The organism is Ruegeria sp. AK4 (assembly GCF_056541025.1).
This window is the reverse complement of the sequence record NZ_JBQFXS010000005.1, coordinates 91,703-112,155: the sequence shown is the minus strand read 5'-3', so window position 1 is coordinate 112,155 and position 20,453 is coordinate 91,703. Positions and strand designations below refer to the sequence as shown.

Here is a 20,453-nt window from a genome sequence, read left to right as displayed (position 1 = left end):
AGGAGTGTCCCATGGCCGCCTATTTCATCGCTCAGATTTCCATCCTCGACCCGGACGGATACCAAAAATACCTTGAAGGCTTCATGCCGATCTTTGACCGGCATGGCGGGCGATTGCTGACCGTTTCCTCAAAACCCGTCGAGGTTATCGAGGGCAGTTGGGCGGAAGATGGCATCGTCCTGATGGAGTTTCCGGATCTGGCCGCCGCGAAAGCGTGGAAAGACGACCCGGATTATGTGGAACTGGCCAAGATCAGGCAGAATACAGCGACGGCAAATCTGGTGCTGGTCGAAGGGATTTAATCCTCAAAACGGCACATCATCCTTGGCGGTCAGAAAGCGCGAGACCACTTTCTTCGTGCCAGCCTTGTCGAACTCCACCTCGACCTTGTCGCCCTCGATCCCGACAACCGCGCCATAGCCGAATTTCTGGTGGAACACCCGCTCGCCCATCGTAAAGCTGGCCACAGCGGTCGCGTCGATCACCGTATTGCGGCTTTCACGGGGCTGAGACATTCCGTACTGCCCCTGCCGCGCCTGCATCCGCTTCCAGCCCGGAGAATTATAGACATTCGCCTCGGCCGCGCGGGTCTCGATACTGGCCGTGGTCTGCCCTCCGCCATAAAGACCCGGGGGCGTCAGCACCTCCACATGATCCTCGGGCAGTTCATCGATAAAGCGGGAAGGCATGGAGTTCTGCCACTGCCCGAACACCCGCCGGTTGGCCGCAAAGGAAATGGTGCAGACCTCTTCCGCGCGGGTGATCCCCACATAGGCCAGCCGCCGTTCCTCTTCCAGGCCCTTGATCCCCGATTCGTCCATCGACCGTTGCGACGGGAACAGCCCGTCCTCCCACCCCGGCAGGAACACCACGGGAAATTCCAGCCCCTTGGCCGCGTGCAGGGTCATGATCGAGACCTTGGTGCCATCCGAGTCCTGTTCGTTATCCATCACCAGGCTGACATGTTCCAGAAACCCTTGCAGGTTCTCGAAATTGTCCAACTGGTTGACCAGTTCCTTGAGGTTTTCCAAACGCCCCGGCGCCTCGGGCGTCTTTTCGTTCTGCCAATGGGCGGTATAGCCGGATTCGTCCAACACGATCTGCGCCAGTTCGATATGCGTATGCTCGGGTGCGCCGTAGCGGATCGGTGACACGCCGTCGTCAATGACCGTGTCATCATCCACCTCGATCCGAGGCCCCCGCGTCATCGCGTTCCATCGCGCCAGCCCATCGATCAGCTCGCGCAGTGCCTTGCCGCCCTTGCCCTTGATCAGCCCGTTGTCGACCGCAATCCGCGCACCCTCGACCAAAGACACCCCGTTCTCACGCGCCACCACCTGAATCGTCTGCTGCGCCTTGTCGCCAAGGCCGCGCTTGGGCGTGTTCACGATCCGCTCGAAGGCCAGATCATCCTCCGGGCTGACCACCAGCCGGAAATAGGCCATGGCATCGCGAATCTCCATCCGCTCATAGAAGCGCGGCCCGCCGATCACCTTGTAGGGTAGCCCGATGGTCAGGAACCGATCCTCGAAGGCGCGCATCTGGTGTGAGGCGCGGACGAGGATGGCGATTTCGTCGAGATTCATCGGCCGCACCCCACGCGTACCGCCCTGCATCGCGTCGATTTCCTCGCCAATCCAGCGCGCCTCTTCCTCACCATCCCAATGGCCGATCAGACGAACCTTTTCGCCTTCTTGCCGGTCGGTCCAAAGCTCTTTGCCCAAACGGCTTTCATTGCCGCGAATGACGTTGGACGCGGCAGACAGAATATGTGGAGTCGAGCGGTAGTTCTGTTCCAGCCGTACAACGTGCGTGCCGGGGAAGTCTTTTTCGAACCTTAGGATGTTATCAACTTCGGCTCCACGCCAGCCATAAATCGACTGGTCATCATCACCAACGACGCAGATGTTTTTTTCTTCGCCGGTTAGAAGGCGCAGCCAGAGATACTGGGCGACGTTGGTATCTTGGTACTCGTCTACAACTATGTATTTGAACCAACGCTGATATTGCTTCTGCAAATCTTCATGGGTTCGAAAGATCGCAACCATGTGCAGCAACAGATCGCCAAAATCGACAGCGTTCAATTCACGCAATCGACCCTGGTATTGAGCGTAGAGCTCTATGCCTTTGTGATTGAAGGCCCCGGCATCCGCTGCAGGAATTTTGTCAGGCGTAAGAGCCCGATTCTTCCAGGCGTCGATAATGCCCGCCAAGTTGCGCGGCGGCCAACGTTTCTCGTCGATGTTGTTGACCTTTAGCAATTGCTTTAAGAGCCGCAGTTGATCGTCCGTGTCCAAAATTGTGAAGTTAGACTTTAGACCAACCAGTTCTGCATGACGTCGCAACAACTGCGCGCATATTGAATGGAAGGTACCCATCCAAGGTATCGGATGTCGCACTTCATAGGGCAACTCTAGAAGCCGTTTTTTCATGTCTTTAGCGGCCTTGTTGGTAAACGTAACCGCTAGAATTTCGTTCGATCGAGCCAATCCGTTTCTGACAATAAACGCTACTCGCGACATCAACGTTCTTGTTTTCCCTGTACCGGCACCCGCCAAGATTAGGACCGGGCCTTTGAGGCGCTCCGCAGCTTCGCGTTGCGCAGGATTGAGAAAATCCAACTCGAACTTTTTGCGCTGGGCCATAGCCCGCGCCGACAGCGATGCGCCCTCGAAGGCGTCCATTTCGTCAAAACTGCTCATGGTTCCAAACTACGCCGGATGCGCGCGAAGGGAAAGGGTTTGTTCACGCCTTGTTCGCGCCCAATAACATGAATTTTCGGGCTCGGCGGGGTGTAAACCCTGCCTGCATCCTCAGGCTTTAACGATTTTTCAAAGAAATCCCCCGACGCTGCAGACAGGAACATAAGGGGATTGGTGTGGTGGACGGGCAAAAGAAAGAAACCCTGGGGCGCATTTTCATGCGTCTGGTTGCGGGCGCAGGGCTGCTGTGCGTGGTCGGGCTGGCCGGATGGATATCGGTCAAGGGGGCCGACCCGCTGGTCGATCGCATGATCGAGGCCGAAGTGCGCCACCGGGCCGAGGTTTGGGAAAGCCATATTTCGGTCCTGATGCCCGATTTCCAGCTCGAGTTTACAACCGGTCAGATCAACGCGGATGAAGCCGCCGTTCTGAAACGGTTTCTGGGCGCGACAGATGTGTTCCGGATGCAGGTCTATGATGCGACCGGGCGGGCGATCTGGTCCTCGGCCGGGCCGCACAGCCACGCGCCAGCCCTGTCGGAAGAACGCCGGGACGAAACGTTCAAGGGGCGCATTTTCTACGAACTGTCACAGAAATCCGCGCTGGAGGTTCTACACGCCGAGACCGCAACGCTCGGCCAGTCCGACCAAACCCGCGATGTGGCAGAAACGGTGGCTCCGGTTACCAATGGCGGGGCCTATCTGGGGGCGGTGCAGTTCTTCACTGATGTCAGCGACCTGCGGGTCGCCTTTCTGGGGCAGATCCGGCCGCTTCTGGCGCTGATCGGTTGCCTGATGATCGGAACGATTCTGACCGTTGCCGCAGTGGTGTTTCGCAGCAACCGGCAACAGTTGCGCAGCCTGAAAAACCGCGCGGTGAAAGAACGCGAACTGATGGATGATCAGTTGCGGCTGGCGCGCGAAGTGCGCCTGCTGGGCGAGTTGAATGAATGGCTGCAATCCAGCCGCTCGCTGGACGAGTTGTTCGACATGGTCTCGCGTTTCATGACCCATATCCTGCCCGAGGCTGAGGGCAGCGTGTATGTCTATTCCAACTCGCGCGATGTGCTGGATGGCTGCGCCAGCTGGAACGGCGGGAACCACAAAGCGCATATCCACCCCGAGGGCTGCTGGGGCCTGCGGCGCGGGCGAACCTATGAATTTGGCGCGTCCGAGATTGATTTCGTATGCGAACATGCCGAACCCCATGACGGGCGGCCCTATTTTTGCTTCCCGATTCTGGCCCATGGCGAGACGGTGGGCCTGCTGCATCTGTGTGCCCATGACGGCAGCGGCGCGGAGTTTCACGCCAGCAAGAAGCTGGCGCAACTCTGCGCCGAACAGATCAGCATGGCGATTGCCAATGTGCAGATGCGCGATCAGCTGCATGATCAGTCGGTGCGCGACCCGCTGACCGGGCTGTTCAATCGCCGCCACATGACCGACACGCTGCGCAAGTCGATCAGCCGCAGCCAGCAGATCGGCGCGCCACTCAGCCTGATTGCGGTGGACGTGGATCATTTCAAGAAATTCAACGACACCCATGGCCATGACGCAGGCGACATGGTGCTGCGCGCCGTCGGTGCCGCGTTGGAGCAAGGCTGCGACCGGGATGAAATCGCCTGCCGGATCGGAGGTGAAGAGTTCATGCTGATCCTGCCCGAAAACACTCCGGACGATGCAATGACGCGGGCGGAACAGGTCAGGCAAGCGGTCGAGGCGGTCTCGGTCCGGTATGGTGAAAAGTCGCTGCCCCGCATCACCATCTCGGTCGGTGTGGCGCATTACCCGGCGCATGGGACCATGCCGCAGGATTTGATGCGCGCAGCGGACGATGCGCTGTATCTGGCCAAGGACAGGGGGCGCAATCAGGTGCAGTTGGCCAAAGGCGCGAAGCCCGAGGGTTGTGCCAAGACCCGGGAAAAGGTGACAAAAAAGCCCCCGCCCGAGGCATCCGCCGCCTGAGACCTTGCCGAATCGCGGTGCAGGTCGGATCAATCCTCATGGACCTTCACAGCAAGTATCCCGGCATTGCAGATTTGAAGCGCCACGCGCGGCGCAGGTTGCCTCGGTTTGTCTGGGACTACATGGACAGCGGAACCGGGACGGAAAAGGCCCGGCAGCGAAATCGCGACGCATTGGACCGGGTCGGGCTCATGCCGTCGATCCTGCATGGCGAGTTGGACTATTCCACCGGCGTTCAGTTTCTGGGGCAGGATTACCCTCTGCCATTCGGCATTGCACCGATCGGTATGTCCGGGCTGGTCTGGCCGGATGCGGAGGGACATCTGGCGCGCGCCGCCAAAGCAGCGAGTATCCCCTATACCCTGTCCACGGTCGCCAGCCAGATGCCCGAGGACCTGGCCCCGCATATCGGCGAAAACGCGTGGTTTCAGCTTTATCCGCCCCGGGACCCTGAGATACGTACAGACATGCTGCGCCGGGCCAGGGAGGCCGGGTTTCGCACATTGGTTCTGACAGCGGACGTTCCTGTGGCCTCCAGACGCGAACGGCAAACCCGTTCGGGCCTGCGGCAGCCCCCGAAACTGACACCCCGCCTGCTGGCTCAGATCGCCCTGCGCCCAGCCTGGGCCATGGGGATGGCGCAAAGCGGGGTGCCGCATATGCGCACGCTGGATAAGTACATCGACAACTCGGTTGATCTGCCTCCGACAGCGCATATCGGATATTTGCTGCGCACCTCTCCGGATATGGACTATGTCAAATGGCTGCGGGACAACTGGGACGGGCCTTTCATCGTCAAAGGTGTGTTGCGCGCCGAAGATGCTGACCGGCTGAAACAGGCTGGAATTGACGCCCTGTGGGTGTCGAATCACGGCGGACGGCAGTTTGACGGCGCCCCCGCTGGCATCGACGCGCTGCCCGCAATTCGTTTGGCAACGGACCTGCCCCTGATCTTTGACAGCGGCGTCGAGGGGGGGCTGGATATACTACGGGCGTTCGCGCTGGGGGCGGATTTTGTCATGCTGGGCCGCGGTTTCCTGTACGGCCTGGCCGCGCTGGGGGCAGATGGGCCCGCACATGTCATAGATATTCTTCGGCAGGACATGCTTGCCAATATGGGGCAGTTGGGGGTCGAGACCCCGGAAAAATTGCGCGGTCAGGGCATCAGGATTGATGCTGCAATGCAGCGCGTGTATTAAGCCTGCACATATAAGCGGCGTTTGCGAGCGATAACATGCCGGTTCTACCCAGAACTACCTATGTACCTGCGCGTATTGTCCGCCTAGAAAAACGGCCAAACAAGTAGGACCGGGACCTGACATGACCGACTTCAAAAAGATCCTGATCGCCAATCGCGGCGAAATTGCCATTCGCGTAATGCGCGCCGCAAACGAGATGGGCAAACGCACCGTCGCGGTCTTTGCCGAAGAGGACAAGCTGGGCTTGCACCGTTTCAAAGCGGATGAGGCCTATCGCATTGGCGAGGGGATGGGGCCGGTTGCCGCCTATCTGAGCATCGATGAAATCATTCGCGTCGCCAAGGAATGCGGCGCTGACGCGATCCACCCGGGCTACGGCCTGCTGTCGGAAAACCCCGATTTTGTGGATGCCTGTGTGCAGAACGGCATCACTTTCATCGGTCCCAAGGCCGAAACCATGCGCGCACTCGGCGACAAGGCCAGCGCGCGGAAGGTGGCAATTGCCGCTGATGTTCCGGTCATCCCGGCGACCGAGGTTCTGGGAGATGACATGGATGCCATTCGCAAGGAGGCCGCCGAGATCGGCTATCCGCTGATGCTCAAGGCGTCCTGGGGCGGCGGCGGGCGCGGCATGCGGCCGATCCTGTCGGAAGACGAACTGGAAGAAAAAGTGCTGGAAGGCCGCCGCGAGGCCGAGGCCGCCTTTGGCAATGGCGAGGGCTATCTGGAAAAGATGATCACCCGCGCCCGCCATGTCGAGGTGCAGATTCTGGGCGACAAGCATGGCGAGATTTATCACCTTTATGAACGCGACTGCTCGGTCCAGCGCCGGAACCAGAAGGTCGTGGAACGCGCCCCCGCCCCGTACCTGAGCGACGCGCAACGCGCCGAGATTTGCGAGCTGGGCCGCCGCATCTGTGCCCATGTGAACTATGAATGCGCGGGGACTGTCGAATTCCTGATGGATATGGAAACCGGCAAGTTCTACTTCATCGAGGTGAACCCCCGCGTGCAGGTCGAACACACCGTTACCGAAGAAGTCACCGGCATCGACATCGTGCAAGCCCAGATTCTGATTGCCGAGGGCAAAACGCTGGCTGAAGCAACCGGCGCGGCAAGTCAGGCGGATGTGCAACTGAACGGGCACGCGTTGCAGACGCGGATCACCACCGAGGATCCGCAGAACAACTTCATCCCGGACTATGGCCGCATCACCGCATATCGGGAAGCAACCGGCATGGGCATCCGCCTGGATGGCGGCACCGCCTATTCGGGCGGGGTGATCACGCGGTATTACGACTCGTTGCTGACCAAGGTCACTGCCTGGGCACCAACGCCGGACATGGCAATCGCCCGGATGGACCGCGCCCTGCGCGAGTTCCGCATTCGTGGGGTCAGCACCAATATCGACTTCGTCATCAACCTGCTGAAGCATCCGATCTTCCTGTCGAATGAGTACACCACCAAATTCATCGACACGACGCCGGACCTGTTTACCTTCAAGAAACGCCGCGACCGGGGCACCAAGGTTCTGACCTACATCGCGGATATCACGGTAAACGGGCATCCCGAAACCAAGGACCGCCCCGAACCGCGCGCCGATCTGAAAGAGGCCAGGCCCCCCGCTTTGAAAGCCGAACCGCAGATGGGCACCCGCAACCTGCTGGAACAAAAGGGTCCGCAGGCGGTGGCCGACTGGATGAAGGCGCAGCGGCAATTGCTGATCACCGACACCACCATGCGCGACGGCCACCAGTCGCTGCTGGCGACCCGGATGCGCTCGATCGACATGATCAAGGTGGCGCCGACCTATGCGGCGAACCTGCCGCAACTGTTCAGTGTCGAATGCTGGGGCGGTGCGACCTTTGATGTGGCCTATCGCTTCCTGCAGGAATGCCCGTGGCAGCGTCTGCGCGACCTGCGCGAAGGGATGCCGAACCTGATGACCCAGATGCTGCTGCGCGGGGCCAATGGCGTCGGCTACACCAACTATCCCGACAACGTGGTGCAGGAATTCGTCCGTCAGGCGGCGCAAAACATCGATGTGTTCCGCGTGTTCGACTCGCTCAACTGGGTCGAGAATATGCGCGTGGCGATGGATGCCGTGGTCGAGAACGGCAAGATCTGCGAAGGCACCGTGTGTTACACCGGCGATATTCTGGACCCGGATCGCGCCAAGTATGACCTGAAATATTATGTCGGCATGGCCAAGGAACTGCGCGATGCAGGCGCGCATGTGCTGGGTCTTAAAGATATGGCTGGCCTGCTGAAACCGGCCTCGGCCCGCATCCTGATCCGGGCACTTAAGGAAGAGGTCGGGCTGCCGATCCACTTCCACACCCACGACACCGCAGGCATCGCCAGCGCTACCATTCTGGCTGCCTCCGAGGCGGGCGTGGACGCGGTGGATTGCGCGATGGACAGTTTCTCGGGCAACACGTCTCAGGCGACGCTGGGCACCGTGGTCGAGGCGCTGCGCCATACCGAGCGCGACACCGGGCTGGACATCAAGGCCATCCGCGAGATCAGCGATTATTTCGAGGCCGTGCGCGGCCAGTACGCGGCGTTCGAATCCAGCCTGCAGGCCCCGGCGTCCGAGGTTTATCTGCACGAGATGCCCGGCGGCCAGTTCACTAACCTCAAGGCGCAGGCGCGGTCCTTGGGACTGGAAGAGCGCTGGCACGAGGTCGCCCAGATGTATGCCGACGTGAACCAGATGTTCGGCGACATCGTCAAGGTAACGCCTTCGTCGAAAGTGGTGGGCGACATGGCGCTTATGATGGTCAGTCAGGGCCTGACCCGCAGTGACGTGGAAAACCCGGCGACCGACGTGGCTTTTCCGGATTCCGTCATCGACATGATGCGCGGCAATCTGGGTCAGCCTCCGGGCGGGTTCCCCGACACGATCATCAAAAAGGTGCTGAAGGACGAAGCCCCCAACACCGACCGCCCCGGCAAGGATGTGCCCGCCGTCGATCTTGAGGCCACCCGCGCCGATCTGTCGAAGCAGTTGGAAGGCAAAGAGGTCGATGACGAAGACCTGAACGGCTATCTGATGTATCCCAAGGTGTTCCTTGATTACATGGGCCGCCACCGGACCTATGGCCCGGTCCGCACCCTGCCCACACGCACCTTCTTCTACGGGATGGAGCCGGGCGAAGAGATCACCGCCGAGATCGATCCGGGCAAGACGCTGGAAATCCGCTGTCAGGCCATCGGCGAGACCGATGAGAAGGGCGAAGTCAAAGTGTTCTTCGAACTCAACGGTCAACCCCGCGTGATCCGGGTGCCGAACCGCCTTGTCAAAGCCTCGACATCACAAAGACCCAAGGCCGAGGCCGGCAATCCCAACCATATCGGCGCGCCGATGCCGGGCGTTGTGGCCACCGTTGCCGTAACCGCCGGTCAGGAGGTCAAAGAAGGCGACCTGCTGCTGACCATCGAGGCGATGAAGATGGAAACCGGCATCCATGCCGAGCGTGACGCGGTGGTCAAGGCTGTCCACGTTCAGCCCAGCGGCCAGATTGACGCAAAGGACCTACTGGTCGAGTTGGAGTGACCGATCTAGTTTATTGACTGATCTGCGGGCCGTCCGGATATCCGGGCGGCCCGTTTCACGACCAGGGAGGGAACAATGCTGTCCATCACGCCGATCTACGCCGCGTTGCTGGCGATCATCTATGTCGGCCTTAGCGGCTGGGTCATCAACACCCGGCGGAGCCACAAGATTTCGTACGGCGATTCGGGTGATACCGCGATGCTCAAGGCGATGCGGACGCATTCCAACTTTGCCGAATACGCCCCGTTCGGGCTGCTGCTGATCGCAATGGTCGAGTTGCAGGGGGCCAGCGGCCTGCTGGTGAACCTGCTGGGGTTGTGCCTGCTGGCCGGGCGGCTTTGCCATGTCTATGGCTTTGGCAAGACCCCGCAAATCGTGATTCTGCGCCAGATCGGCATGGTGCTGACCTTTGCTGCCATACTGGTTGCCGCTTTCGTCAATCTGGGACTGGCGCTCTGAACTCTTGGCGTCCGGGCGGGCCGGATATCACCCCGCCAGACGCCCCGCTACGACCGTATGCGCCGATTGCCACATCTGAACGTCGGCCTCTGGCTCTGGCACAACATGGGTCACAATCGCGGCGACGGCCATCAGAATGGCCAGTGCTGCGATTTTGAAACTCTCTTTGTTTTTCACCTGTCACCTCGAACTTTTTAGTCCTGTCTAAAGGTTCAACGCAGGTCCGGCAGATTTCCGTCGCGGCAAAAGAAATTTTCCTGCAGATGCGTTTTTCCGCTTGCAGGCACCCGTTGGAATTAATACATCCCTCCTCACTCAACGGCGCGGGCGTAGCTCAGGGGTAGAGCATAACCTTGCCAAGGTTAGGGTCGGGCGTTCGAATCGCCTCGCCCGCTCCATTGAGAGGTCTTTGGACCACATAAGTATCTGATGCGGGCGTAGCTCAGGGGTAGAGCATAACCTTGCCAAGGTTAGGGTCGGGCGTTCGAATCGCCTCGCCCGCTCCAGATACCAAACCTTCCTTACATGCTGGTTCTTTTGCCGGGCTTGCGTCATTCTGGCCGCAATCACATGCCTGACGGAGATACGCCCATGCCCGAATATGAAATTCGCGCGCTGACACCGGACGAGGTTCAGATGGCCGTCGATTGGGCGGGTCAGGAAGGGTGGAACCCCGGACTTCACGACGCGACCTGTTTCCACAGCTCGGATCCGCATGGGTTCAAGGGCGGCTTTCTGGACGGTCAGATGATCGCGTCGGCCTCGGCTGTGAATTACGACGATCACTATGCGTTTCTGGGCTTTTACATCGTGCAACCCGCCTATCGCGGATCGGGATACGGCCTGCAGGTCGCCAACGCGGTCAAGGCCCATTGCGAAGACCGGAACATGGGCATGGACGGCGTGGTCGAACAGCAGGAGAATTACCACAAGTTCGGCTTCACGCTGGCCTATGACAACTACCGCTTCGGCGGCACGGCGCGGGACGTCTTGCGCACGCTGGGCCGGGATACGCAGGATCATGTTGCACCCCTGAACGCCCTAACGAACGAATTGAAGACCTATGACCGCGGCCTGTTCCCTGCCGAGCGTGATACCTTCCTGCATGGCTGGCTGGACGCGCCGAACCACGTTTCGCGCGTGTTCGAGGACAACGGGCGGATCAGGGGCTATGCGACGCTGCGGCGGTGCCTGAACGGATACAAGGTCGGGCCGCTGTTTGCGGATAACGAAGACATCGCCCGCGCGCTGCTGGTATCGCTTTTGACCACCCTGCCGGAAGGCCAGATGGGCAGCGAGGTGTTCATCGACATGCCCAACCCGAACGCGCAGGCAATGGCTCTGGCTGACCATCTTGGGCTGAACAAGGTGTTCGAGACCGGCCGGATGTATTCCAGCCACGCGCCGGATGTCGATCTGGATCGGATTTACGGCATCACCACGTTTGAGCTGGGCTGACCCTCAGAACGCCTTGAAGGTCATCGTTGTCAGCGACCGCTCGATATTCGGAATCACCAGCAGGTTTTCGTTGATGAAATGGCCGACATCGTCGGTTTCGGGGATGTAGAGCTTCAACAGCAGGTCATATTCGCCGCTGGTGGAATAGAGTTCGGAATGAATCTCGCGCAGGGCGATATCCTCGGCCACCTTGTAGGTGGTGCCGGGTTTGCAGCGGATCTGTATGAAAACGCAGGTGGACATGGGCCGGGCCTTGTTGGTTCGTGTTGCCCGCAGGCTGGCATGGGCGGCGCGTGGGTGCAATCCCCTGCAACAGTTCGCCACGAAGGCATAAAGCAGTCTGGATAGGCCGCCCGTCCACGTCTATAAGCGCCCCTGTAGCAAAAGGAATTCGCCCATGCGCAGCGCTAAGTTCAGCCGTCAGACCGCCGAGACCGAGATTGTGGTCGAGGTCAATCTGGACGGCACCGGCCAGTATGACAACCAGACCGGCGTCGGCTTCTTCGATCACATGCTGGACCAGCTTGCGCGCCATTCGCTGATCGACATGACGATCCGCGCCAAGGGCGATTATCACATCGACGACCACCACACGGTCGAGGATACCGGCATCGCGCTGGGTCAGGCGCTGACACAGGCTTTGGGCGACAAGAAAGGCATCCGGCGCTATGGCGAATGCCATCTGCCCATGGACGATGCGCAGGTGCGCTGTGCGCTGGACCTGTCGGGCCGCCCATTCCTGATCTGGAATGTGGACTTGCCCACGCCCAAAATCGGCACTTTCGACACAGAACTGGTGCGCGAGTTCTTTCAGGCGCTCAGCACTCATGGCGGCATCACGCTGCATATCGACCAGTTGCACGGCTTCAACAGCCACCACATCGCCGAGGCTGCCTTTAAGGCTGTCGCGCGCGCGTTGCGGGACGCGGTTGAGACCGATCCGCGCAAGGCAGATGCGATTCCGTCCACCAAGGGCGCGCTGTAAATGCTGACGGCCATTATCGACTACGAAAGCGGCAACCTGCATTCCGCCGAAAAGGCGTTCCAACGCATGGCGCGCGAGGTGGATGCAGGTGAGGTTGTCGTGACCTCGGACGCCGAAATTGTCGCGCGGGCGGATCGTCTCGTGCTGCCGGGTGACGGGGCCTTCCCGGCCTGCGCGGCAGAGTTGCGGGGCCACAAGGGTATCTATGATGCGATGGTCGAGGCGGTCGAGCAGAGGGGCCGCCCGTTTCTGGGCATCTGCATTGGCATGCAACTGATGGCCTCGAAGGGTCATGAGTATTCCGAGACCGATGGGCTGGGCTGGATTGCCGGGGATGTTGTGAAGATCGAACCGTCAGACAGCGCGCTGAAGGTGCCACATATGGGCTGGAACGATCTGGTTCTGGAAAGCGCTCACCCGGTGTTCGAGGGCGTGGCGTCGGGCGATCACGCCTATTTCGTCCACTCCTACCATTTCCGCGTCACCGATCCTGCGCAGCGGCTGGCCTATGTGGAGTATGGGCAAGAGGTCACGGCCGTGATCGGCCGCGACACGATGGTTGGGATGCAGTTCCACCCCGAGAAAAGTCAGGACGTGGGCTTGCGCATGATCGGGAACTTCCTGACCTGGAGGCCCTGAAATTCAGCGAATGCGGGTCCAGGTTTGCCCCCGGCAGACCAGCCCTCCGGCAACGCAGCCTTTGACAGTCAAGGCATTGCCGTCGAGAGTCATTTTCGAGTTATAGGTCTTGTCGCGATCCGGGGCCCATATCTTACCGTCGGCGTAATTGCCATCGCCTTCGGGCACCATATCCCAGATGATCTGCTTACCCAGAATATCGGAATTCAGATCCTCATTACCTTGCGCATCAAATACGTTGTCGATAGTTCCACAAATCGCGCTGCCGCATTCGGCAATCGACACGTGAAGGTACGAGCCGGTGTCACCCGGTGCGGTCTTCCACAGACCATCCGCCGGATCATCCGCCAGAGCGGCGGTGGCCATCGCGGCAAAACCGGCTGCAAGAGTAAATGTCTTCATAAGTTCCTCCCTGTATTGTGGCCAGTCTGACCTGCCATTCGGCACCGGGCAAGATTGACTTAGCGTCGCGTTGCACCCCTGCCCCGCCTGTGCGATATCCCGCGCGTGTAACAGTGATATAGGGCCGCCCGACATGATCCTCTACCCCGCTATCGATCTGAAAGACGGCCATGCCGTGCGCCTGCTGCGTGGTGAGATGGACAAGGCCACGGTTTTTAACGAAGACCCGGCTGCGCAAGCCCGCGCTTTTGTCGAGGCCGGGTGCGAGTGGCTGCATCTGGTCGATCTGAACGGGGCCTTCGCAGGGGAACCGGTGAACGCGGCCCCGGTCGAGGCGATCCTGAAGGCCTGTGACGTGCCGGCGCAACTGGGCGGTGGTATCCGCGACATGGCCACCATCGAGACCTGGATCGACAAAGGTCTGGCGCGGGTGATTCTGGGCACGGTCGCGGTCGAGAACCCCGATCTAGTGCGCGAAGCGGCCAAAGCCTTTCCCGGCAAGGTCGCCGTGGGCATCGACGCCCGCAACGGCATGGTCGCTACCAAGGGCTGGGCCGAGGAAACCGACGTGCAGGTCACCGATCTGGCCCGCAGTTTCGAGGACGCAGGCGTCGCGGCGATCATCTACACCGATATCAACCGCGACGGCGCGATGCAGGGCCCCAACATCGAAGCCACGGCAGCGTTGGCGCAGGCGGTTTCGATCCCGGTAATTGCCTCGGGCGGTGTCAGCTCTCTGGACGACCTGATCGCCCTGCGCGATTGCGGCGTCGCGCTGAACGGCGCGATCTCGGGCCGGGCGCTCTATGATGGCGCGATTGACCTGGCCCAGGCCATCCGCGCCCTGAACTGAGTTACTGCGCGGCAGCTGCGGTCAGTTTCGCCAAAGCACCGCGCATCTTTTCGATGACCGGCGATTTCTCGACCTCGTCAAGCTCATCCATTGTCTCTTTCGGGTCTTCATAGGCCAGCCAGACCTGCCCATCTGCATCCTGATAAGCCTGCACTTTTAGCGGCAGGAACAGCCCCGCACGCGGGTCGATCTGCATGGCGGGCGTGCCCAAGGCCGGGTTACCGAAGATCAGCACCTGATTGGGCGGGATCGGCGTGCTGACCTTTTCGGCCCCCGCCGCGTGGTCGATGCGGGCAAAGACGGTGGCGCCCGCATTGCCCACGGCAGCTTCCAGCGCGTCCAGCACCTCGGCCACGGATTTATTGGTTTCTACCTTGATAATGTCGTCAGCCATGGCGGACAGGGTGCCTCCGAAAGTGAGAAGTGAAGCCAGCAGAAGATGTCGCATAACAGAATTCCTTTTCGTGAATTTCACCCCTAATTTCCATGGCTTCGCGCCGGATCACAATCACAAGTCTGGCATCGGCGGGGCTTTGCCGGTAGAGGTGCCCTCAACAAAGGACGCCCCATGCTGAAAACCCGTATCATTCCCTGTCTCGATGTCGCCGATGGCCGTGTGGTCAAGGGCGTGAATTTCGTGGGCCTGCGCGATGCGGGCGATCCGGTGGAATCCGCCAAGGCCTATGACGCCGCCGGGGCGGATGAGATCTGTTTTCTCGATATTCACGCGACCCACGAAAATCGTGGCACCATGTTCGATGTTGTTCAGCGCACGGCAGAGCAATGCTTCGTGCCGCTGACTGTGGGGGGCGGTGTCCGCACCAAGGATGATGTGCGCGCCCTGTTGCTGGCGGGGGCGGACAAGGTCAGCTTTAACTCGGCGGCTGTGGCCAACCCGGACGTGATCGCCGAGGCAGCCGACCAGTTCGGCAGCCAATGCATCGTCTGCGCCATCGACGCCAAGACCGTCAGCCCCGGCAAGTGGGAGATTTTCACCCATGGCGGGCGCAAACCGACAGGAATCGACGCGGTAGAGTTCGCCAAAACGGTTGTTGCCAAGGGCGCGGGGGAAATTCTGCTGACCTCGATGGACCGTGACGGCACCAAGGCCGGGTTCAACCTGCCCCTGACCCGCGCGATTTCTGATGCGGTGGACGTGCCGGTGATTGCTTCGGGCGGTGTCGGCACTCTGGACCATCTGGTCGAAGGCGTGACCAAAGGCGGGGCCAGCGCCGTTCTGGCGGCTTCGATCTTTCATTTCGGCGAATATACTATCCGCGAGGCCAAGGAACACATGGCCGCCGCTGGCATTCCGATGAGGCTGACATGAGCATCCTGCACGATCTGGCCGCCACGATTGAAGCCCGCAAAGGCGCTGACCCCGACAGCAGCTGGACCGCAAAGCTGCTGGCCAAAGGGCCCGAAAAATGCGCCGAGAAGTTCGGGGAAGAGGCCATTGAGGCCATAATCGAAGCCGTCAAAGGTGACCGGGACAAGTTGACCACCGAGGCGGCGGATGTGCTCTACCACCTGCTTGTCATGCTGGCCGCACGGGATGTGGCGCTGGATGATGTCCTGGCGGAACTGGCGCGGCGTCAGGGTGTCAGCGGGATCGCTGAAAAAGCCGCGCGGCCTAAAGGGTAAGGCGCGGGCTTTCAACAACGCGCCCTGCCCTTTATGATCGGGGCTCCCGGTTCACAAGGCAAAGGGCATCGGAATGATCAGAGCTTTGGCGCTAGTGGTGACCTTTGCCCTGCTTGGCGCCTGCGCCGCAGCGCCGCCTTCAACCGGGGATGAGGTGCAACGGCTGGCCGCCGAAATCCAAAGCCTCGGCCCCGATATCGATCCCGCCGAGGCCGACCGCGCCGCCCGCATCGCCTATGCCTATACCGCGCAACTGGCGCAGGAATACCAGATCACCGACCCGCCGTTGATCCACAACGCCAAGGTCAACAAGGGCCTGCGCCCGCGCGGTCTGTGCTGGCATTGGGCCGAGGATATCGAGCGGCGCCTGCGCCAGGAAAACTTCGACACGCTGACCCTGCACCGGGCCATCGCCAACGCGGACAACCCGTTCCGCATCGACCACAGCACGGCGATCATCAGCCGCAAGGGTGACTCGATGCATGACGGCGTGGTGCTGGACCCTTGGCGCTATGGCGGGGTTTTGTTCTGGTCTCCGCTGATGGAAGACACGCGGTATGACTGGGTGCCGCGCGATGTTGTTCTGGAAAAGCGCCGTCAGGAACAGGTGGCGCGGCTGAAGCCATACAAAGGTTAAGTCTGCAGCTTCGAAGATATGATCCCGGTGCTGAACCCGCCCATGCGCAGCTCTCCGAACAGGCGCTGATACTCGATCTTGGGACACCGGTTCATGACCACATCCACGCCCCGCGCCTGCGCTGTGGCTGCCGCCCCTTCGTGTTCGACGCCGATTTGCATCCAGATCGTCTGCAGGTCGGGAAAGGCCTGCAGCGCCTCATCGACAATGGGCGGGACAGCTTCGGAGCGGCGGAAAATATCCACCATATCAACAGGCTCACTGATATCGTACAGGCTTTGCCGGACCGTTTGCCCGAACAGTTCCTTGCCCGCATGGCCGGGATTGACGGGGATGACCGTGAACCCTTTCAGCGACAGGTACCGCGCCACATAATAGCTGGGCCGCACGGGGTTCATCGACACGCCGACCACCGCCACGGTTTTGGTGCGTGTCAGGACATTTTTCAGGAATTCGTCGGAATATTCGGGCATGGGCGCATCCTACGCAGGGTCCCGAGAAGAAAAAAGCGCCCAAGATGACTTGGGCGCAAGTTTTGGAACGAGGGACAGTGAAATGACCCGCGGCAGTTCCGTTCCGCGGTCACTGTGACATTTAGGCATAAATCTGGCGAAAAAAAGAGGGGGCGCGCATTTTTGTGATGACATCTCACAAAAAGCGGAGATTCGCCTATTCGCGGTACAGGGCTGACGGCCAGTTTTCTTCGGCCATGTGGATGTATGCGGCGCGATCATCCCGCCACATTTCCTCGATCTCCGGCGAATGCGTCAGGTACAGGCGCCCATCGACCACCTGCCATGCCTGCGGGTCGGTGCTTTTGAGCTGCCCGTAGGCCATCGCGTACGAGCAATACCCCCCAAACTGAGGCGCAAAGGCGCGCGGGTTGGCTTCGAAAAGTTCACGGTTTTCCTGAGACGCGAAATGCCATTCGGCGCCTTTCCACACCACCGCAATCTCGGGCTGCCCCCTGACCGGCGTATCGCCTTCGAAATAGGACACGGGATCGTATCCCGACATCGCGGCCCCTTCGGACGCAAAGTAGACAGGGACATCCTGCGCAGAGACGGCAGAACCAAAAGCAGCGGCGAACAGCGCGCCGGAAAGAAAACGTCGGGTCAGCATGGCAAGTTCAGAATCATGATATCAGGGTACCAAACTGCAACTTTTCAGGCCGCATTAAACCCCCGTTGACAGGGTTGTGAACGTTTTTTGACCCGCACCGTGCGGGTCAGTCAAAGATATCCTCGACCACATCCCAAGCTTCTTCCATCGCGCGTGACCAAAGGCTTTTCTTCTTCTTTTTCTTTTTGGGCTTTGGCTTTTTCAGCCCAACGCCTTCCCCATACCGGGCCGGACGTTCAGCCACCTTTTTCCGAGGCAGCATTTTCAGGTCATGCAAGGGCGCGCCACAGCTGGAACAGCTGAGCTCGTGCCGATCCTTGCCCTTCAGGACCAGCGCGGCGCGGGTCCCGCAATAGCAGCAGGTGGCGATTTTTGACGGGCTGGGAATGGCGGCCTCCTGCTTACCTGTAACGGGATGCATATAGGGCGATTGCCGCCGCATTTGATACGTTAAGCGACCCGAACCCGCCGGCTGCGTCAATTTTCACCAGGTGATCGACGGTTTCCTTGGTTTTCTGCCGCAGACCGGGCCCTTCGGCCCCCAGCACCAGCGCCACCGGGCGGTCCCGCTGGCCGTCCAGCGTGGTTTCGATGGTCGCGTCGGCCTCGCCATCCAACCCGAGAACCAGATACCCCATGCCCTGCAGTTCCACGATCGTATCCGCCAGATTGCGCACCCGCAGATAGGGCTGACGCTCCAGCGCGCCGCTGGCGGTTTTGGCCAACGCCCCGGTTTCGGGGGCCGAGTGGTGACGGGTGCCAATCACGGCGCTGGCCCCCAGCACCTCGGCCGAGCGCAGAATCGCCCCGACGTTATGCGGGTCCGTCACCCGGTCCAGCAGAATGACCCGAGGGTGTTCGCGCCCGATGCAATTCTCGGCCAACCCGGCCCAGTCCAGCGGCTTGACCTCAAGCGCCGCGCCCTGATGGACCGAGCCCGGATCAATCGGAGCGGTGAATTTGCGCGGATCGACCACTTCCGCCTCAATCCCCGCAAAATCAATGGCATCTGCCAGTTTATCACGGGCATTTCGGGTCACGATCAGCCGCAATTTTTGCCGTTTCGGGTTCATCAGCGCATCGCGCACGGCGTGGAGACCGAACAGCCAGACGGTCTCACTCGCGGCGGCTTTGCGCGCCTGTTCCTTCTCGACGACCCACTTGGGTTTCTTCATTTCAGGGCCTCCGGGCCGGGAATTCGGTTTCCTGCGTCAAAGCGGTATTTTCCTGTTGACGCTCCTTTGGTGCGCTAGTAATCACGCCTCCACGTCAGGTGCAACGCCTGACAGTGGGCGACAGGCCGCAAGGTGTGGCAGGGGACTGTAACTCCCTCGCGGAGACGCACGCCTGGTTCGATTCCAGGGTCGCCCACCACTTCCTACAAAGCTTCTATACACGAGCGGCCAAGCCCCGAGCCCGTCGAGGGTGCTGTCAAACAGAACGGTCTGCAAGTTGGCACAGATTCCTCGATCTGCGCCCGACCAGCCTGACCGTCGGGGGTTCAGGCCGCCTGCGTGCGGTCCGCCGTGATGCGGTTGAACCAGTCCGTGATCGCCTGCAGGTCCGCCGCAAGTTGTTCGGCCTCACCACCAGTGAAGTCCTGAAACTTTTCGCTGTTCAAACCGTTCACGCCAACCAGCACCGGAATGTCCCGCGCCAGCGCCTCGGCGATGACGGGGCGGAAACCGCGGCCGTCGGCCTCGTGCTTGCCGAACTTGTTGATGATGAGAAGCTGCGGCGCATCGTCAAGCGACGCGGTGACATACCCCACAGCCTGTTCCAGAGCCGCCGGGTCCAGACGGCATCCGCGCGACTGTGTGCCCAGCGATTGCGAAATCCGGATGGTCTCGCCCTCGGGCAGAACGCGGACATCCATGTCGCATTTGCTGCTGTCTGCGCATTCGGTGTTGGTCTGCACCACTCCGGCCAGTTTGGCGCCCAAGTTCTGCAGGTGATCGGCAACCGCGCTGAGCAGACGGTCCGTCGCGCCGCGATCGGTTGTTGTGACATAGGCCAGATACATTCAGGGACCCCTTCGCAAAGTTCGATATTCCAGATAGCACGCCAACGCCCGCCCGACCACTCCCCCGTTTACGGCAGGGGCGACAGGCCGATCACAGGTGCGTGCAGGTGTAACAGCACCGCAAAAGCGGCGAGTGAAGCAAGCCAGACCCAGAGCGGCGGCAGGGGCCTTGGTACGCGGAACGACAGGCGCGCGGTGTTGTGGGACATCCGCGGCCAGTCGGCCCCCATGTCCCGCGCCTTGCGGCGGTCAATCAGGACCATTCCCATAGCGGCGAAGCCCGCAAACAGGCCGAAAAGGATGACGTGGGACAGGCTGCCATTGACCAGCAGATGCGCCACCGACCACAGCATAAGCGCCGCAAGGATGGGATGGCGCGTTGTGCGCAGGATGCCGGGCTGTTCCGGATCGAAAGGGCGAGTACCCAATCCGCCGAACGAAAACGGGTTCCGGATCGCCAGCCCGGCCATTGCCAGCCAGCAGACGACGGGCATGATCAGCACCGGCACCCAGCGCAGTATGGGAAGCGGCGGGATGATCTCGACATATGGCGCTTGCGCGGCGGCGATGACCAACCACCCCAGAACAAGCAGGGACAAGGTGGAATAAGCCGCGAAATACGTCCGGCGACCCAGCGTTTCAATCAGCCAGCCGCGCACCATTGGGCGCACGGGAATCATGTGGCTGAGCAGGAAGGTGATCAGCGCCGCTGTGAAAAAGCCCCAACCGGTCATGATATTCTCCGAACCCGTTTTTGCCCGGTTTAGCTGCCCGCGCGAGGGCGGTCTTTGTCCGAAGTCAAGTCGG

Annotated in this window: 23 protein-coding genes and 3 tRNA genes; 15 read left to right on the top strand and 11 right to left on the bottom strand. The window is 60.7% G+C overall.

What is annotated here, in order from left to right:
* The first annotated feature begins 11 nt into the window (after window positions 1-11).
* Window positions 12-302, top strand: a complete 291-nt coding sequence (locus tag ACR0EZ_RS11105) for a DUF1330 domain-containing protein (RefSeq protein ID WP_480612983.1) — start codon at window positions 12-14, stop codon at window positions 300-302.
* 3 nt (window positions 303-305) lie between these two features.
* On the opposite strand, the gene ACR0EZ_RS11100 is transcribed toward ACR0EZ_RS11105, so the two are convergent.
* Window positions 306-2,702, bottom strand: coding sequence for an ATP-dependent helicase (locus ACR0EZ_RS11100; protein ID WP_480612981.1), 2,397 nt, complete (start codon window positions 2,700-2,702; stop codon window positions 306-308).
* Between the two features lie 218 nt (window positions 2,703-2,920).
* Here ACR0EZ_RS11100 and ACR0EZ_RS11095 point away from each other — a divergent pair, with 218 nt between their 5' ends.
* The 4 genes from ACR0EZ_RS11095 (at window position 2,921) to ACR0EZ_RS11080 (ending at window position 9,883) form a co-directional block, all read left to right on the top strand.
* Window positions 2,921-4,666, top strand: coding sequence for a sensor domain-containing diguanylate cyclase (locus ACR0EZ_RS11095; protein WP_480613328.1), 1,746 nt, complete (start codon window positions 2,921-2,923; stop codon window positions 4,664-4,666).
* Between the two features lie 38 nt (window positions 4,667-4,704).
* Window positions 4,705-5,865: an alpha-hydroxy acid oxidase gene (locus ACR0EZ_RS11090; protein WP_480612979.1), complete on the top strand. Its 1,161-nt coding sequence runs from the start codon at window positions 4,705-4,707 to the stop codon at window positions 5,863-5,865.
* 121 nt (window positions 5,866-5,986) lie between these two features.
* The gene (locus tag ACR0EZ_RS11085; RefSeq protein WP_480612977.1) at window positions 5,987-9,424 is read left to right on the top strand and encodes a pyruvate carboxylase; all 3,438 of its coding nucleotides are present in this window, start codon (window positions 5,987-5,989) and stop codon (window positions 9,422-9,424) included.
* 75 nt (window positions 9,425-9,499) lie between these two features.
* Entirely contained in the window at window positions 9,500-9,883 is a 384-nt protein-coding gene (locus tag ACR0EZ_RS11080) for an MAPEG family protein (protein ID WP_480612975.1), read from the top strand.
* Window positions 9,884-9,910: 27 nt separating this feature from the next.
* Here the strand turns inward: ACR0EZ_RS11080 and ACR0EZ_RS11075 are convergent, their stop codons facing one another.
* On the bottom strand, window positions 9,911-10,060 hold the full coding sequence (locus ACR0EZ_RS11075; protein WP_480612973.1) for a hypothetical protein: 150 nt from the start codon (window positions 10,058-10,060) through the stop codon (window positions 9,911-9,913).
* Window positions 10,061-10,206: 146 nt separating this feature from the next.
* Between ACR0EZ_RS11075 and ACR0EZ_RS11070 the strand changes: the two genes are divergently transcribed.
* The 3 genes from ACR0EZ_RS11070 to ACR0EZ_RS11060 all read left to right on the top strand — a co-directional run bounded on the left by ACR0EZ_RS11070 (window position 10,207) and on the right by ACR0EZ_RS11060 (window position 11,341).
* Window positions 10,207-10,281, top strand: a tRNA-Gly gene (locus ACR0EZ_RS11070).
* A 33-nt stretch (window positions 10,282-10,314) separates the two neighbouring features.
* Window positions 10,315-10,389: transfer RNA gene (locus ACR0EZ_RS11065), tRNA-Gly, on the top strand.
* An 85-nt stretch (window positions 10,390-10,474) separates the two neighbouring features.
* The gene (locus tag ACR0EZ_RS11060) at window positions 10,475-11,341 is read left to right on the top strand and encodes a GNAT family N-acetyltransferase (protein ID WP_480612971.1); all 867 of its coding nucleotides are present in this window, start codon (window positions 10,475-10,477) and stop codon (window positions 11,339-11,341) included.
* Window positions 11,342-11,344: 3 nt separating this feature from the next.
* On the opposite strand, the gene ACR0EZ_RS11055 is transcribed toward ACR0EZ_RS11060, so the two are convergent.
* The gene (locus ACR0EZ_RS11055; protein ID WP_155147317.1) at window positions 11,345-11,584 is read right to left on the bottom strand and encodes an Lrp/AsnC family transcriptional regulator; all 240 of its coding nucleotides are present in this window, start codon (window positions 11,582-11,584) and stop codon (window positions 11,345-11,347) included.
* A gap of 154 nt (window positions 11,585-11,738) precedes the next feature.
* Here ACR0EZ_RS11055 and hisB point away from each other — a divergent pair, with 154 nt between their 5' ends.
* Both hisB and hisH read left to right on the top strand, forming a co-directional pair.
* Complete coding sequence (gene hisB, locus ACR0EZ_RS11050; protein ID WP_480612969.1) at window positions 11,739-12,326, top strand: imidazoleglycerol-phosphate dehydratase HisB; 588 nt, start codon at window positions 11,739-11,741, stop codon at window positions 12,324-12,326.
* Window positions 12,327-12,965, top strand: coding sequence for an imidazole glycerol phosphate synthase subunit HisH (hisH, locus tag ACR0EZ_RS11045; protein ID WP_480612967.1), 639 nt, complete (start codon window positions 12,327-12,329; stop codon window positions 12,963-12,965).
* Between the two features lie 3 nt (window positions 12,966-12,968).
* On the opposite strand, the gene ACR0EZ_RS11040 is transcribed toward hisH, so the two are convergent.
* A complete protein-coding gene (locus tag ACR0EZ_RS11040; RefSeq protein ID WP_480612965.1) occupies window positions 12,969-13,367 on the bottom strand; it encodes a DUF2147 domain-containing protein in 399 nt (132 codons plus the stop codon).
* Window positions 13,368-13,500: 133 nt separating this feature from the next.
* On the opposite strand from ACR0EZ_RS11040, the gene hisA reads away from it, so the two are divergent.
* Complete coding sequence (gene hisA, locus ACR0EZ_RS11035) at window positions 13,501-14,220, top strand: 1-(5-phosphoribosyl)-5-[(5-phosphoribosylamino)methylideneamino]imidazole-4-carboxamide isomerase (protein ID WP_480612963.1); 720 nt, start codon at window positions 13,501-13,503, stop codon at window positions 14,218-14,220.
* Window position 14,221: 1 nt separating this feature from the next.
* On the opposite strand, the gene ACR0EZ_RS11030 is transcribed toward hisA, so the two are convergent.
* The gene (locus tag ACR0EZ_RS11030; protein WP_480612961.1) at window positions 14,222-14,668 is read right to left on the bottom strand and encodes a DUF302 domain-containing protein; all 447 of its coding nucleotides are present in this window, start codon (window positions 14,666-14,668) and stop codon (window positions 14,222-14,224) included.
* 120 nt (window positions 14,669-14,788) lie between these two features.
* Between ACR0EZ_RS11030 and hisF the strand changes: the two genes are divergently transcribed.
* The 3 genes from hisF (at window position 14,789) to ACR0EZ_RS11015 (ending at window position 16,501) form a co-directional block, all read left to right on the top strand.
* Entirely contained in the window at window positions 14,789-15,550 is a 762-nt protein-coding gene (gene hisF, locus ACR0EZ_RS11025; RefSeq protein ID WP_480530064.1) for an imidazole glycerol phosphate synthase subunit HisF, read from the top strand.
* Entirely contained in the window at window positions 15,547-15,864 is a 318-nt protein-coding gene (locus tag ACR0EZ_RS11020) for a phosphoribosyl-ATP diphosphatase (protein WP_480612959.1), read from the top strand. The genes hisF and ACR0EZ_RS11020 overlap by 4 nt, the downstream gene beginning before the upstream one ends.
* A gap of 73 nt (window positions 15,865-15,937) precedes the next feature.
* Window positions 15,938-16,501: a hypothetical protein gene (locus ACR0EZ_RS11015; protein WP_480612957.1), complete on the top strand. Its 564-nt coding sequence runs from the start codon at window positions 15,938-15,940 to the stop codon at window positions 16,499-16,501.
* Here ACR0EZ_RS11015 and ACR0EZ_RS11010 read toward each other — a convergent pair.
* From ACR0EZ_RS11010 to rlmB, 4 genes are all read right to left on the bottom strand, one after another.
* Window positions 16,498-16,974, bottom strand: a complete 477-nt coding sequence (locus tag ACR0EZ_RS11010; protein ID WP_480612955.1) for a CoA-binding protein — start codon at window positions 16,972-16,974, stop codon at window positions 16,498-16,500. The two genes, ACR0EZ_RS11015 and ACR0EZ_RS11010, sit on opposite strands and share 4 nt — an antisense overlap.
* A gap of 196 nt (window positions 16,975-17,170) precedes the next feature.
* Complete coding sequence (locus ACR0EZ_RS11005; RefSeq protein WP_480612953.1) at window positions 17,171-17,623, bottom strand: YHS domain-containing (seleno)protein; 453 nt, start codon at window positions 17,621-17,623, stop codon at window positions 17,171-17,173.
* Between the two features lie 106 nt (window positions 17,624-17,729).
* Entirely contained in the window at window positions 17,730-18,044 is a 315-nt protein-coding gene (locus tag ACR0EZ_RS11000; protein ID WP_480612951.1) for a hypothetical protein, read from the bottom strand.
* Window positions 18,025-18,798 carry a 23S rRNA (guanosine(2251)-2'-O)-methyltransferase RlmB gene (gene rlmB / locus ACR0EZ_RS10995; protein ID WP_480612949.1) on the bottom strand — a complete coding sequence of 258 codons (774 nt, stop codon included), beginning with the start codon at window positions 18,796-18,798 and terminating at the stop codon, window positions 18,025-18,027. Before rlmB ends, ACR0EZ_RS11000 begins: the two co-directional genes overlap by 20 nt.
* A 115-nt stretch (window positions 18,799-18,913) precedes the next feature.
* Here rlmB and ACR0EZ_RS10990 point away from each other — a divergent pair.
* Window positions 18,914-18,997 (top strand) — tRNA-Tyr (locus ACR0EZ_RS10990).
* Between the two features lie 127 nt (window positions 18,998-19,124).
* Here ACR0EZ_RS10990 and ACR0EZ_RS10985 read toward each other — a convergent pair.
* A complete protein-coding gene (locus ACR0EZ_RS10985; protein ID WP_480612947.1) occupies window positions 19,125-19,646 on the bottom strand; it encodes a DUF2478 domain-containing protein in 522 nt (173 codons plus the stop codon).
* A 68-nt stretch (window positions 19,647-19,714) separates the two neighbouring features.
* Window positions 19,715-20,380, bottom strand: coding sequence for an NnrU family protein (locus tag ACR0EZ_RS10980; RefSeq protein WP_480612945.1), 666 nt, complete (start codon window positions 20,378-20,380; stop codon window positions 19,715-19,717).
* Window positions 20,381-20,453 lie beyond the last annotated feature (73 nt).